Source organism: Leptolyngbya sp. FACHB-541, from assembly GCF_014695875.1.
GTDB lineage: Bacteria > Cyanobacteriota > Cyanobacteriia > Elainellales > Elainellaceae > JAAUTN01.
In genome coordinates, this window is sequence record NZ_JACJPC010000110.1 from 102,630 (window position 1) to 115,404 (window position 12,775).

A 12,775-nucleotide genomic window follows, 5' to 3' on the forward strand; every position below is an offset into this window, starting at 1 on the left:
CGGTTCGCAGCAGTTAAACTCCAGCACTTGCTGCCCGTTCCGCTCTACCTCACCGCCCCTGCCTCAACTTCATCATTTTTAATCTCAAGCATATATTCCTACGGTAACGTGCTGCACCATTGACTGGGATTGCAGCCAGATTTACGTTTTTTGCGATCGCACAGCTTCAATCCACCCGCATCTGGCAGAATTTTGGCAGAGCGTAATAGAATAAGATTCATTCTCAAAAAGAAATTGAGATCATTCTCGTTTTGCGTTACCCCCCAAACCTGTTAAAGGAGATCTGCGTCATGCACCCAATTTTGCGTCGGCTGCTGATTGCCCTGCTACTACTACCCGTTGCCGCTGGATGTAGTACTTCTGCTCCTGATGCTCAATCACCAGATGTCACTACTGAAGCTTCAGATGAAAAACTGCAAGTTCTGGCAACATTCTTGCCGATGTATCTATTTACAAAAGCGGTAGCTGGAGATGCAGCAGATGTGGAAGTCTTAATCCAGCCTGGAACAGAGGTGCATGAATATCAGTCCACCCCCGACGATGTGCGAGCGATCGCCGAAGCAGACGTGCTGGTACAAAACGGCTTGAGCATGGAAGAGTTCCTGGACAGCACAATTAATAGCGCTCAAAATGCCGAACTGGTTGTAATCAACGCCAGCGAAAACATCGACCCAGTTGGAGAATTATCTCCAGTTGTTTTTCCGGGTGGAGAAGTTGAGGAAGCACACGGGCATAACGAAGATGAACACGGTCACGATGAGGAGGCTGCAACAACTAGCGAAGAACATGCAGAGGATGAACAGGCTTACGAAGCTGAATCATCGGGGGAAACTCACACTCATGCTGAAAATCCTCATGTCTGGCTTGATCCCGTATTGGCTATCCAACAGGTGGAAACCATTCGAGATGGTTTAGTTGAAGCAGACCCCAACAATGCCGAAATCTACGAGGCAAACGCAACCGCTTATGTTGAGGAATTGCAGGCACTAAATGCTGAGTTTGAGCAGCGCTTGGGAACCTATAGCGATCGCACCTTCATTAGCTTTCACGACGCTTTCCCCTACCTGGCGCAGCGGTATAATTTACAACAGGTAGCGATCGTTGCGATTCCTGAAGACAGCCTTTCCCCTACAGACATTCAGCGGACTGTTGAAGTCGTAAAAGAATATGATGTCAAAGCCTTGTTTGGTGAACCAGGAGTGGATAATAGACTACTGCAAAGTCTCTCCCAAGATTTAGGTATAGAATTGCAGACTTTAGATTCCCTAGAGTCTGGTGAACTAGACCCGCAGTACTACTTCACTGCAATGAGCGAAAACCTAAAAATCCTCGAAACTGCGTTTCAATGAATTTCAATGAATTGGTGTGATGAACTCTGACCCCCCTGATGCTGCGATCGCCCCAAGCTCCCACCCCAAGGAAATTACACCTGTTCTCAAAGTCGAAAACTTGACTGTTTACCAGGGAACTTACGCCGCCGTTGAAGACGTTTCCTTTGAGCTTCCGGTAGGCACCAATACTGCGATTGTCGGACCCAACGGTGCAGGTAAAAGTACTCTGGTTCAAGCCATTTTAGGCTTATTGCCATTTGAAGGCGCGGTTCAAATCTTGGGATGTCCGCTCAGTCGTCTGGGCAATTTGCGTTACCAGATTGGCTACATCCCTCAAAACTTTGTATTTGACCGGGGCTTTCCCCTATCTGTAAGTGAGTTGGTTGGCTTAGGCTGGGTTGATCATAAACTAAGCAATTCGGCTCAACTGCCCGTTTTTCCTCACTGGCGAATTACCTTACCCTGGAAAACTGACCCTAGAAAAGCACCTGCGATCGCCCAAGCAATGGAGCGAGTCGATATCTATCACCTTCGCAATCGAGCGATCGGCAACCTTAGCGGTGGGCAACTCAAACGAGTTTTATTAGCCCATTGTCTGGTCATGTCTCGACGGCTCCTGGTCCTTGACGAAGCACTGGCAGGCGTAGACTTGCAGGGAGAAGCAGACTTTTACACTCTGCTCAATCAGCTCAAGCGAGAACATGGTTGGACAGTGCTGCAAGTCTCCCACGATCTAGACATGGTGAGTCACCACTGCGATCGCGTCCTCTGTCTCAACCGTCGCCTCGTCTGTCAAGGGCAACCCGAAGAAGCCCTCTCCCCTCAAAATCTGCTAGATGCTTACGGACCTTCCTTTAGCCGCTATCAGCATCATCATTAAATTCCTGAATTGAAGTAAGCGGTGAGGAGGTCACCGCTTACTTCAATTCAAAAAACTAAAATCCCCTCTCCCCTATGGAAAACCTGATCGAACTCCTCCAATTTCCCTTCATGCAGCGGGCGATCGCGGGAGGAATTCTGCTTGGGCTACTGGGGGGACTGTTGGGTTGCTTTGTTACCCTGCGGCAACTATCCTTTTTCAGTCATGCCGTCGGTCATGCCGCTCTAGTTGGAATTGCATTGGGAGTACTGCTACAGCTTCCGCTCAATTCAATGCTGCTGCCTTTCACCCTGGTCTTCGGGCTGGTCGTGCTTTACCTGATTGACCAAACTGACCTGTGGAGCGACAACGTACTGAGCATTGTGCTATCAGGCGCACTGGCGATTGGAGTCATTCTTACCAGTTTCATCCAAGGCTATCGGGGCAACCTGATGGGTGTTCTATTTGGCGACATTTTGGCGGTTAACGGCACAGATCTGATTCTGACCGCTCTGCTGCTTCTGGGTAGCAGTATTTTTCTGCTTCTGACACTGGATCAGCAGATTCTCTTGACTTTAAATCAGGCGATCGCCAAAGTTCAGGGCGTTTCCGTTCAGCTACACCGTTATTTGTTTGTCATCCTGCTATCCCTGGCAGTCGCAGTTTCCATCAAAGCCGTTGGCATTTTGCTTGTAAATGCATTCTTGGTTATTCCTGCTTCAACCGCTAAACTCATCAGTCAGCGATTTACAAAATTTCTGTGGCTCTCCTTAATCTTGGGAGTCTTGAGCAGCATCACCGGAATGCTAGTATCTGGCATTTTTGATTTTGCCTCTGGCCCCAGCATTGTCCTCGTACAGTTCACGCTCTTCCTGACTTTTCTAGGATTTTCAAAGTTAAATCGAAAAAATTCGGAAATCCTAAAGAAACAGTGAAAGAAGTAAGTGATGAGGGGCATACTCCGGTTGGCATTGCAGTTAAACCCTGCCTAAATGTCACCATGCTCTGGTGTATTTAAAGCGAACAAAACCCGTTTGATCAGTAGGAGGAACATTGAGATTCTTTGCAGAGAATATACAGTTTCTTGATGTTTCGCGAAAAGTTTCGGGTTAACGTTAGTGAAGCAATCTGAGCATTTCTCTACCTCTGGAGATAAATCCAGGTGTTATCTGGAAATAAATTCAGATGTTAGAGCTGATTTCTAGTGGTGGTTAGCTGATGGCGATCGCGGTCTGCCCTTGCTACCTCCATCCACTCAACTCACAAGGAATTACTGAGGATGACGCAACAGAAACGAGCACTGATCACCGGCATTACAGGTCAAGATGGTTCTTATTTAAGTGAGCTTTTGTTGGAGAAGGGCTACGAAGTTCATGGCATCATCCGGCGAACTTCTACGTTCAACACCGACCGGATTGATCACATTTACGAAGACCCTCACAACGACCAGGCTCGGCTGTTCCTTCACTACGGTGACCTTACAGACGGCGCAACAATGCGGCGAATTCTAGAAGAGGTTAAGCCGGCAGAAATTTACAACTTGGGCGCACAGTCCCACGTTCGAGTTAGTTTTGATTCCCCTGAATACACCGCAGATGCAGTAGGCATGGGGACGCTTCGTTTACTAGAAGCGATCAGAGACTATCGCCATCGCACTGGCATTGAAGTGCGGTTTTATCAGGCAGGTTCCTCTGAAATGTATGGGAAGGTTCAGGAAGTTCCCCAAAAGGAAACCACTCCTTTCTATCCCCGCAGCCCTTATGCCTGCGCCAAAGTCTACGCACACTGGCAAACCGTAAACTACCGCGAGTCTTACGGGATGTTCGCTTCTAATGGCATCCTGTTTAACCACGAGTCGCCTCGTCGCGGCGAAACCTTTGTTACTCGCAAAATTACCCGAGCAATCGCCCGTATCATTGCAGGTCGCCAGAAGAAGATTTATATGGGCAACCTCGACTCCAAGCGTGACTGGGGCTATGCCAAAGACTACGTTCGAGCAATGTGGTTGATGCTTCAGCAGGACCAACCCGATGATTACGTTGTTGCCACAGGCGAAACCTACTCAATCCGTGAATTCTTGGATATCGCCTTTAATTACGTCAACTTAGATTGGCAGAACTACGTCGAATTTGACGAGCGCTATCTACGTCCTGCAGAAGTAGACTTGCTGATTGGTGATCCAACCAAAGCTAAGCAAAAATTGGGCTGGGAGCCTTCCGTTACCTTTGAGCAACTGGTTCAACTAATGGTAGAGGCAGACCTGAAGGCACTGGGTCTAACTTCCAGTAATAGCAATGCATCTCATGCTGCTCTAGAAAATGCCACGATCCGGCAAGAACTGAGCAACGTTTAATTCTCGTCTCACTGTCCTCACTACAGAAGGGCAAGCTCACCTTGCCCCACCTGACAAAGGTAATTTCAACTATGGCAACTTTGAACCTTGAGCATAAGCGAATTCTGGTCACGGGCGGGGCGGGTTTTCTAGGTCGCCAGGTGATTGCTCAACTCGGTCAGGCTGGCGCTGACCTGGAGAAAATCACCGTTGTGCGATCGCGCGACTGTGACCTCCGCACCCTAGAAAACTGTAAAAGAGCCGTCGATCAGCAGGACATCATAATTCACCTGGCAGCTCACGTCGGTGGCATTGGTCTAAACCGCGAAAAGCCTGCTGAACTGTTTTATGACAACTTGATCATGGGAACGCAGTTGATTCATGCATCCTATGAAGCAGGCGTAGAAAAATTTGTCTGCGTTGGCACAATCTGCGCTTACCCTAAGTTCACCCCAGTTCCGTTTAAGGAAGACGACATCTGGAATGGTTATCCAGAAGAAACCAATGCTCCTTACGGAATTGCTAAAAAGGCTTTGCTAGTGCAGCTTCAAGCCTATCGACAACAGTACAACTTTGACGGAATTTATTTACTTCCAGTCAATCTGTATGGGCCTGAAGATAACTTTGATCCCCGCAGTTCCCACGTCATTCCAGCGCTAATTCGTAAAGTTCACGAGGCCCAGCAGCGTGGCGACAAACAGCTTCCCGTTTGGGGTGACGGCAGCCCGACTCGTGAGTTTCTCTACTCAGAAGATGCTGCCAGAGGCATTGTCATGGGCACCCAGCTTTACAGTGATTCTGAACCTGTCAATTTGGGCACAGGCTACGAAATATCCATCCGCGATTTGATTACTCTAATTTGCGAACTAATGGAATTTGACGGCGAAATTGTCTGGGAAACTGACCAACCCAATGGACAACCTCGCCGCTGTCTGGATACTGAACGAGCAAAGCAAGCTTTCGGCTTCACTGCTCAGGTTGATTTCAAGCAAGGCTTGAAAAACACCATTGACTGGTATCGGCAGCACGCTGCATAACAGCAAAGTCAAAATTTTCAAAGCGAGAGCGTTGGCAGTACCAACACTCTCGCTTTACTTTAGAAATCAGCGATCAAAACAACTTCTAAAATGTTGCTATGCCGTTCCACTTAAGTTTGATAATCAAAGCAATTAGAGCTTAAGATGTCTACTCTTATTCATCGCCGAGTCGAGGAAGCACGTCAGGGAGTTAATCCAACAGTAATTTGTCGGGTTCCATCAGGTTGGGTAGTGCTTGGCGATGTTCAATTTTTGCGGGGTTACTCCCTTTTGTTGCCCGACCCAGTTGTGCCCGATCTGAATGCTTTGCCAATGGAGCAGCGCATTAGCTTTTTACAAGACATGACAATTTTGGGAGATGCGTTGCTTGAAGTAACGGGTGCAATTCGCATTAATTACGAAATTCTGGGTAACAGCGAAGCAGCACTACACGCCCATGTGTTTCCGAGGTATGTAACTGAACCAGAAGAGAAACGACGAAAGCCAGTATGGTTTTATGATTGGCAAAGTGCGCCTCTACTGGATCTGAAGCGGGATCAACACTTGATGGATAAAGTTGCAGCAGCAATTAAGCAGCATCAGAAAATTATCTAGGGCAAACAAAGAGCTTGAAGCCTCTTTCCCAGGTGATGGGGATGTAAATTCTGTCAGTTTAAATGTTGGAGTTAAGTGTACGGTTGAATTTGCATGGAGAAGGCTGAGTTAAGGCGATCGCTCCTCAAAGCCAGACAGGCGATGCATCCTGATGTTTGGAGAGAAAAGAGCGAGCGGCTTTGTTGTCATTTAGAAGCTTCTGAAATATTTAGGCGATCGCAAACCATCTTGGCCTACTTCAGTTTTCGTCAGGAACCTGACCTAACCCCTTTGTTTACGACATCTCAGCAATGGGGGTTTCCCCGTTGCAGCGATCGCAATTTATCCTGGCATTACTGGTCGCCTCATCATCGGCTCCCTCCTCCCCAGCCTGGAGCTTATGGCATTCTAGAACCTCACCCCAGTACGCCACTTTTGCAGCCAGAGCAAGTCGATCTGATTCTAGTACCTGCTGTGGCATGTGACGTACGCGGATATCGTTTAGGCTACGGAGGCGGTTTTTATGATCGCATGTTGAGCCAACCTGGCTGGCTACACAAACCAACTATTGGTATCGTCTTTGAGTTTGCTCGCCTACCCAAATTGCCAGTTGACCCTTGGGATCGTCCCCTTCGCGGAATTTGTACAGAAGCAGGTTTATTTTTATAGCGGTTGCCCAGAGGAAAAAAGCGGGAATTCTGAGGACACAGCTTGCGACTAACTTGCAACTCAGTCATGCACCTCTCAGAACAGACCGCTTGGAGCCGTGTTCGCGCCACATTTCAAAAAGTTTGGGGTTATCAGGACTTTCGCCCTCCTCAGGGTGAAATTGTGCATACGCTGTTAGCCCACCAAGACGCTCTAGTCGTAATGCCTACAGGCGGCGGCAAGTCAATTTGCTTTCAGCTTCCGGCTTTAATGCGAACAGGAGTCACGCTCGTAGTATCGCCTTTGGTCGCGCTGATGGAAAACCAGGTGCAAGACCTACAGCAGCGTCAGCTGTCAGCGGCTCTACTGCATAGCGAACTTCCGACCCATCAACGCCGTCAGACCCTGTGTGCACTCGAACGGCAAAAACTGCGGCTACTCTACCTTTCGCCTGAAACACTACTGAGTGAAGCAGTATGGGAGCGTTTATGTCAGCCCAATCTAAAGATAAATGGATTGATTTTAGATGAAGCTCACTGCTTGGTTCAGTGGGGAGACACATTTCGCCCCGCCTATCGCCGTTTGGGGACAGTCCGCTCGGCTCTTTTGCAATCAAAGCCTGCGGGAACCCAGATCGGCATTGCTGCTTTCACAGCAACGGCTGATCCTCAAGCGCAACAAATTATCCAACAGGTTTTGCAGCTCCAACATCCTCAAATTTTTCGACTTAATCCTTACCGCTCAAACCTTCATTTAGCTGTTCAAATTGCCTGGACACCCAAAGGACGTCGTCAGTCTTTACTCAAGTTCGTTCAAGCTAGATCACCACAAGCAGGGTTGGTTTACGTTCGCACTCGGCAAGATAGCGAAAGTTTGGCAGATTGGTTAGCGGAGAAGGGGTACAAGACAGCTGCTTATCATGCTGGACTTAGCCCTGAAGAGCGCCGCGCAATTGAATCTACCTGGTTAAAAGATGAAATCAGATTTGTGGTTTGTACGTCTGCTTTTGGAATGGGAATCAACAAACCAGACGTACGTTGGGTTGTTCACTTTCATGCACCAGCGCTGCTATCTGAGTATGTGCAGGAAGTTGGACGGGCAGGAAGAGATGGCTTACCCGCTGAGACACTAACGCTGGTGAGTGAGCCGACAGGATGGCTCGATCCTGAGGATCGACAGCGGCAGCGCTTTTTTCAAGATAGAGTGCGATCGCTCCAAAAAAAAGCTCAGCAGCTTGCTCAGCAGCTACCCGTCGAGGGAGACGTTAAAGAAGTATCGCGCCAGTTTAAAGATGGGGCGATCGCACTGGCGATGCTCCACAGTAGTGGACAGCTAGAGTGGCAAGACCCATTTCGCTACAGGATTCATGCCTCCCCTGCTCGTCAAACCTGCGATCAGGCAAATGCAGCACAGCAAATGCAGCAATATTTGACAACCTCAGAATGTCGTTGGAAATTTTTGCTGCAAGCTTTCGGTTTTGGCACAGAAGCGAATATTTTAAGCTGTGGACATTGCGATCGCTGTCCTCCAACATAAACTTAGGTAATTATCAGAGCGATCGCCTATCAACTACTGGCGGCTCATACACCGCACCAACCATAGCGAAGCAACTACACCCACAAAATGGGCCAGCACCGTATTCGTGTTTGCCTGCACGATGAAGATATCGGCTGCTTGAATAAACTGAGGATTTCGCCCGAATTCGTATATCGCACCTGACTGGGAAAAAGTCCTTGCCAACAACGAACCAACGATCGCCTCTGCTCCTAGGAGCGTCAGCAACATACCAACCAGGTTGATCGTCAGCCCAATCCTTAGAGCCTGAATGACATCCCCAGGTTTTGGACGACCTCTAGAATCAGGAGATCTCAATCTCCGAGACAGGCGAGTGTAGCGAAATGCCCAGTAAGCGCCTATGCAAAGAGCAACTAATCCACAGACGGCAAGAAATAAACCAGAGCCGGTTCCTGGTCCTCCAGACGTTTCAGCCCCACTTCTCAAGCTCAAACTACCAACAGCAAAAACAAGAGCTACCCCAGAAACTAAAGCCAGGACTGCTTGCACCCAGAAGCTAAGCCAACCACAAACACGGAAGTAAGTGGCAATCCGTCGAACGGCCGGGGGCAACGAGTAGGAATCTATCTTGCTTGTCATATCTGTATGAGAGGGCGCAGTTAACGAAGGGATTGATTCTGCAATGCGCTCTCGCCCTAAATCTGGCGATCCATCTATGAAGGTACGATAACAGAGATGCCAGTTCTCTAGCTAGAGATCAGAAGAATTTGCTGAAATAGCTTACCTTGCGACTGTTTGACGGGGGAATATCTGCGATCGCCTCCACATATAGAAGGCAATTCCACCCAAAAACATTAGTCCCATTCCACCCACTAATGGATTTCGGTCAATTCCTGTAACCCACTCAGGCACTTGGTTAGAATATTCCACCAGCTCACCAACTTGAACCATGTAGTAGCCCCAAATTAGCCCAGCGTGTAGACCAATTGATGATCCTAAACGACCAGAGTGCGATCGCTTTGCCCAAACGAGAGCCAAACCAAGCAACACCAGTCCTGGAAATTGAGGCAAAGTCCGCAAAACTTCCGCAACTGGCTTTAGAAAATGCAGACCCGCATAGACTAAGCTGCTACTCCAAAGCGCGACTTTAGGACTGTAATCTCGCTGTAACTCATCCAACAACCAGCCCCGAAACGCCAGTTCCTCAGCTAAACCAACACCCAGCGCAACCAGCCATCCCTCTAGCAGAATGAGCGGGAAACGTGGAGGAAAGTCTTGCCAACTCAACCATCCCAGCCAGCCCTGAAGCAAAAACAAAGCCCATAAGCTAGACAGCCCAATGACTAATCCTTCAAGTAAATCCCATCCATTTCGGCGCGTAAAAATCAGACCGTAGCTCCGAAAAATGTGAGGCTGCCGGTAAACAACTTTCCCCCAAACCTTGACTAGAGCTAAAAATCCAAGTGCCAGCAGCGACATAGCTACGATGCTGAGCGTATTTGAATCTTTCACTAACCACAGAGATAGACCTGCGAGCGGCAACCACGCTAAAAGCAGAACTGAAACAAAAGTCAGCAGCCGAAGTAAAAGTGGATAGCGAGCTATGGAGCGAGGGTTAAACCTTGCCTTAAATTGGTCAAACACTAGTCGTCTGGTTCAATTGTGCTAGTTAAACCATGAGCGTTAAGGGTTTCACTGTAGAACTCTGCATGTTCTTGGGCACATGTGATAACCAAGCCCGTCCCGTTGTTGTGAGCCTGCATCATAATGCTAACTGCCTGCGGAATAGTCAAACTAGTCACAGTCTTGACTAGAACTTGCACCACGTATTCCATCGAGTTGTAATCGTCATTGTGCAGCAAAACCCGATAGCGGGGTGCGTGTTTGCGGGACGTTGAACGCTGTTCAATGGTCTCGACGGACACGACTCTACCCTCTCTATAAACTACTTAAAACCAGTTTATCTAGCCCTGCTTGAATAGTCGTATTGCTGAGCTAGTGATGAATCCATATAAGCAGCTAGCAAAGCCTCCAGTACAAAGAAATCAGCGCAAATCACCATAGCAACTAGGTAAACCTACATTCAAATGAGATGCATATCTCAACCTTACCAGACTTAACCTTTCGTTACCCAACTTAATTTATGCCTTTCTTCTTACCAGTGAAATTTTATGAGCTATATACGTACAATCGTTTTATCCTTCCTACATCAGTACTTCAACCACCAGGTAGTTCAAGCATTGCAGTTTCTCTCTGGGCAACCTTACCAAAAGCTACAATCAATTTGACAAAAGTTTAGCTATCAAAACACTTCTTGACAGCAAGCTAACCCGCTGAGAAGGCAAGAGCTAATGACCTCTATTACCGATTTTCAACCCGGTCAAATTCTTTGCTTGGAGCATGGAGACACCTGTCTATACGCAGAACTCATTCAAATTGCTCCTAAAAACAAAAGTAGGAGAGGGTGGGTTCGTCCATTAATCTTGAAAGTTTCTCCCACCAGAGACTCCATTGCCTCTTCTAGTGTAGATATCGACAATCCAACCGCTTTTGAACAGCCTAGCTTATATGACTTACGACAGGGGTCTGATTTGCTCTGCCCTATAGCTCTATTCCGTGCTGCTCTAGATACAGAGGTTGTACCACTGCTGACTCAACTAGCTCATCCCAAGACCCAAACACAAGGCGATTGCATAGCCCATCAGCAGCTACATCGCTTTATCCATGGTGTTTGTCAGATGCATTTAACGACTCTTTAATTCAACTTTCAGCAGGGGTTTAACACAAGCTTAAAACCGATTAGGCTTGTCTAGTTTAAACGAAATTAGAACTCTATTAGGGGTAATACAAAAGCTAGAAACCCACAAGAACTCAGCCGTAACGTAAAGTACTAACTGAATAAAAACTATGGACTAGGAACCAACCGAACTCGACCAGCATCCATCTCGGACATTAATAGCTCTAACGCTTCATAATCTACGTCAGAAATATAGCCTAAGCGAGTGAGTTCGTAGTTTATCTCGTTCTCAATATCAGGAGTAAGTTGCCTGATATAAAGTGCCTTCTCTACAAGTTTGCGAATAGCATAAGTCGTTTTCATAGCAGGTACCACCAAATTGAGAGGAGGATGCATGTAAAAGGAAGACATGCCTAAGGTGAATTTTCTGCTGAATACCTGGGCAGGAAAGTGATCTACAACCTTACTTCAGAGTGATCTCAGTCACGGACTTGATTTTGAAGTCACTACTCTCTTAATGCTTTACTCCTTCATAAGTTAAATTTACCATAGTTTCTCTAGTGGCAGAATATAGGGAAAACATTGCCCTACCTAAAATCCAACCCCTGCTTCAACCACCTCGCCCGACATATGGGAGCCAATGCATCTCTTCTTAGCAACCCTCCTGTCGCTGACGAATAGTCCTACACAACACAATAGCTTCACAGAGCTGAATACCTCAAAACCTGCCTTCCTCCATAAAGCTTTCAGCTTGTCATGAAAGGAAATCCTAAGGAGCGGCATTAACAGCCCTAGAACAACGAACAATTTATCTACTTGGTCTTAGTGATCTACGAACCCGCGACTTGCAGCATTTCTATGAGCTATTGCTGAATATGTCTCTGATTTCAAAGTACAAACTTATAGGCATCTATCTTTAGACGCAAACTTTTTGGAGCTTTGTATTAATCAAAACGACTCTACAGAAAAGACTTAATTAATTCACCAAAAGCTATAACTTAACCACCCCCAACTCTTGATTGAAGACTCCGCTTCACCCACTAGCAGTAAATCGCTTGATTGAAGGAATAATTCGTAACTTTGAACACTTTCTTGCAGAATGACTTGCTGAAAACTTCAAGTACTGAAGTTAACTCATAAAGTTTTAGTGAAATGAATTAGATTTTGTGGTCTAGACCCGAATCTTAAAGTTATCTTCGGAGCATCTGAAAGCAGTTCTCCAGTTGGTTGTTTTAACAGGATCGAACGATGCGAAGTGTTCTTGCCCAATCTCCAATGACAGTTGTTCAACCTTGCGGTCATCTCAATGCATCCAATGCAGCGGGATTACAGCAGCAGTTAATGTCAGCCGTTTCTTCGCGGGACTCTTCTGCCGTTTTGGTAGACATGAGCCAGGTCGAATCTCTCGACAGCGCAGGCTTGATGGCGTTGGTTTCCGCCTTGACCCTATCTCAGCGATTGGATCAGCGATTTGGACTATGTTGCGTATCTCCCTCGATTCGCATCATTTTTGAGCTGACTCAACTAGATCGGGTGTTCGAGATTTTTGACAGCCGCTCTGCTTTTGAAATCGTTGCGGCTTAAGTTTTACTTTTCCACCGAACCTTGTGACTGTTCTCTTTAGTCAATTTGTGCGCCAGATTGTGTTCAACCCCTTACTGATCTGGCGCTGAGTTTATTTTGTCTACCTTACCTAATCCCCTAATTGATAGGGTCTCTCACGACTGAGGGGTTCACTATTGT

At 47.2% G+C, this 12,775-nt stretch carries 15 protein-coding genes; 10 read left to right on the forward strand and 5 right to left on the reverse strand.

Annotated elements, in window-relative coordinates:
- Positions 1–98: 98 nt before the first annotated feature.
- A complete protein-coding gene (locus tag H6G00_RS36230; protein WP_277881941.1) occupies positions 99–221 on the reverse strand; it encodes a hypothetical protein in 123 nt (40 codons plus the stop codon).
- 69 nt (positions 222–290) lie between these two features.
- Here H6G00_RS36230 and H6G00_RS23040 point away from each other — a divergent pair, with 69 nt between their 5' ends.
- The 8 genes from H6G00_RS23040 (at position 291) to H6G00_RS23075 (ending at position 8,316) form a co-directional block, all read left to right on the forward strand.
- The gene (locus tag H6G00_RS23040) at positions 291–1,349 is read left to right on the forward strand and encodes a zinc ABC transporter substrate-binding protein (RefSeq protein ID WP_190798546.1); all 1,059 of its coding nucleotides are present in this window, start codon (positions 291–293) and stop codon (positions 1,347–1,349) included.
- A gap of 19 nt (positions 1,350–1,368) precedes the next feature.
- On the forward strand, positions 1,369–2,211 hold the full coding sequence (locus H6G00_RS23045; protein WP_190798547.1) for a metal ABC transporter ATP-binding protein: 843 nt from the start codon (positions 1,369–1,371) through the stop codon (positions 2,209–2,211).
- Between the two features lie 74 nt (positions 2,212–2,285).
- A complete protein-coding gene (locus H6G00_RS23050) occupies positions 2,286–3,125 on the forward strand; it encodes a metal ABC transporter permease (protein ID WP_190798548.1) in 840 nt (279 codons plus the stop codon).
- A gap of 344 nt (positions 3,126–3,469) precedes the next feature.
- The gene (gene gmd / locus H6G00_RS23055) at positions 3,470–4,543 is read left to right on the forward strand and encodes a GDP-mannose 4,6-dehydratase (RefSeq protein ID WP_190646238.1); all 1,074 of its coding nucleotides are present in this window, start codon (positions 3,470–3,472) and stop codon (positions 4,541–4,543) included.
- 71 nt (positions 4,544–4,614) lie between these two features.
- Positions 4,615–5,559, forward strand: a complete 945-nt coding sequence (locus tag H6G00_RS23060) for a GDP-L-fucose synthase (RefSeq protein ID WP_190646237.1) — start codon at positions 4,615–4,617, stop codon at positions 5,557–5,559.
- 144 nt (positions 5,560–5,703) lie between these two features.
- Positions 5,704–6,153, forward strand: coding sequence for a hypothetical protein (locus H6G00_RS23065; protein WP_190798549.1), 450 nt, complete (start codon positions 5,704–5,706; stop codon positions 6,151–6,153).
- 93 nt (positions 6,154–6,246) lie between these two features.
- Entirely contained in the window at positions 6,247–6,801 is a 555-nt protein-coding gene (locus H6G00_RS23070; RefSeq protein ID WP_190798550.1) for a 5-formyltetrahydrofolate cyclo-ligase, read from the forward strand.
- A 66-nt stretch (positions 6,802–6,867) separates the two neighbouring features.
- A complete protein-coding gene (locus H6G00_RS23075; RefSeq protein WP_190798551.1) occupies positions 6,868–8,316 on the forward strand; it encodes an ATP-dependent DNA helicase RecQ in 1,449 nt (482 codons plus the stop codon).
- Positions 8,317–8,349: 33 nt separating this feature from the next.
- Here the strand turns inward: H6G00_RS23075 and H6G00_RS23080 are convergent, their stop codons facing one another.
- The 3 genes from H6G00_RS23080 to clpS form a co-directional block, all read right to left on the reverse strand.
- Positions 8,350–8,934 carry a DUF3611 family protein gene (locus H6G00_RS23080; RefSeq protein WP_190646233.1) on the reverse strand — a complete coding sequence of 195 codons (585 nt, stop codon included), beginning with the start codon at positions 8,932–8,934 and terminating at the stop codon, positions 8,350–8,352.
- Positions 8,935–9,075: 141 nt separating this feature from the next.
- Complete coding sequence (locus tag H6G00_RS23085; RefSeq protein WP_190798552.1) at positions 9,076–9,939, reverse strand: CPBP family glutamic-type intramembrane protease; 864 nt, start codon at positions 9,937–9,939, stop codon at positions 9,076–9,078.
- Positions 9,939–10,220 carry an ATP-dependent Clp protease adapter ClpS gene (gene clpS, locus H6G00_RS23090; RefSeq protein WP_190646231.1) on the reverse strand — a complete coding sequence of 94 codons (282 nt, stop codon included), beginning with the start codon at positions 10,218–10,220 and terminating at the stop codon, positions 9,939–9,941. Before clpS ends, H6G00_RS23085 begins: the two co-directional genes overlap by 1 nt.
- A gap of 426 nt (positions 10,221–10,646) precedes the next feature.
- Here clpS and H6G00_RS23095 point away from each other — a divergent pair, with 426 nt between their 5' ends.
- The gene (locus H6G00_RS23095; protein WP_190798553.1) at positions 10,647–11,054 is read left to right on the forward strand and encodes a hypothetical protein; all 408 of its coding nucleotides are present in this window, start codon (positions 10,647–10,649) and stop codon (positions 11,052–11,054) included.
- Positions 11,055–11,200: 146 nt separating this feature from the next.
- Here the strand turns inward: H6G00_RS23095 and H6G00_RS23100 are convergent, their stop codons facing one another.
- On the reverse strand, positions 11,201–11,395 hold the full coding sequence (locus H6G00_RS23100; RefSeq protein WP_190646229.1) for a hypothetical protein: 195 nt from the start codon (positions 11,393–11,395) through the stop codon (positions 11,201–11,203).
- Between the two features lie 885 nt (positions 11,396–12,280).
- On the opposite strand from H6G00_RS23100, the gene H6G00_RS23105 reads away from it, so the two are divergent.
- Positions 12,281–12,616, forward strand: a complete 336-nt coding sequence (locus tag H6G00_RS23105; protein ID WP_190681462.1) for an STAS domain-containing protein — start codon at positions 12,281–12,283, stop codon at positions 12,614–12,616.
- Positions 12,617–12,775: the final 159 nt, after the last annotated feature.

Coding starts and splice junctions, on each gene's coding strand:
- H6G00_RS36230 (WP_277881941.1), bottom strand. CDS start 221: ATGAATCTTATTCTATTACGCTCTGCCAAAATTCTGCCAGATGCGGGT.
- H6G00_RS23040 (WP_190798546.1), top strand. CDS start 291: ATGCACCCAATTTTGCGTCGGCTGCTGATTGCCCTGCTACTACTACCC.
- H6G00_RS23045 (WP_190798547.1), top strand. CDS start 1,369: ATGAACTCTGACCCCCCTGATGCTGCGATCGCCCCAAGCTCCCACCCC.
- H6G00_RS23050 (WP_190798548.1), top strand. CDS start 2,286: ATGGAAAACCTGATCGAACTCCTCCAATTTCCCTTCATGCAGCGGGCG.
- gmd (WP_190646238.1), top strand. CDS start 3,470: ATGACGCAACAGAAACGAGCACTGATCACCGGCATTACAGGTCAAGAT.
- H6G00_RS23060 (WP_190646237.1), top strand. CDS start 4,615: ATGGCAACTTTGAACCTTGAGCATAAGCGAATTCTGGTCACGGGCGGG.
- H6G00_RS23065 (WP_190798549.1), top strand. CDS start 5,704: ATGTCTACTCTTATTCATCGCCGAGTCGAGGAAGCACGTCAGGGAGTT.
- H6G00_RS23070 (WP_190798550.1), top strand. CDS start 6,247: ATGGAGAAGGCTGAGTTAAGGCGATCGCTCCTCAAAGCCAGACAGGCG.
- H6G00_RS23075 (WP_190798551.1), top strand. CDS start 6,868: ATGCACCTCTCAGAACAGACCGCTTGGAGCCGTGTTCGCGCCACATTT.
- H6G00_RS23080 (WP_190646233.1), bottom strand. CDS start 8,934: ATGACAAGCAAGATAGATTCCTACTCGTTGCCCCCGGCCGTTCGACGG.
- H6G00_RS23095 (WP_190798553.1), top strand. CDS start 10,647: ATGACCTCTATTACCGATTTTCAACCCGGTCAAATTCTTTGCTTGGAG.
- H6G00_RS23100 (WP_190646229.1), bottom strand. CDS start 11,395: ATGAAAACGACTTATGCTATTCGCAAACTTGTAGAGAAGGCACTTTAT.
- H6G00_RS23105 (WP_190681462.1), top strand. CDS start 12,281: ATGCGAAGTGTTCTTGCCCAATCTCCAATGACAGTTGTTCAACCTTGC.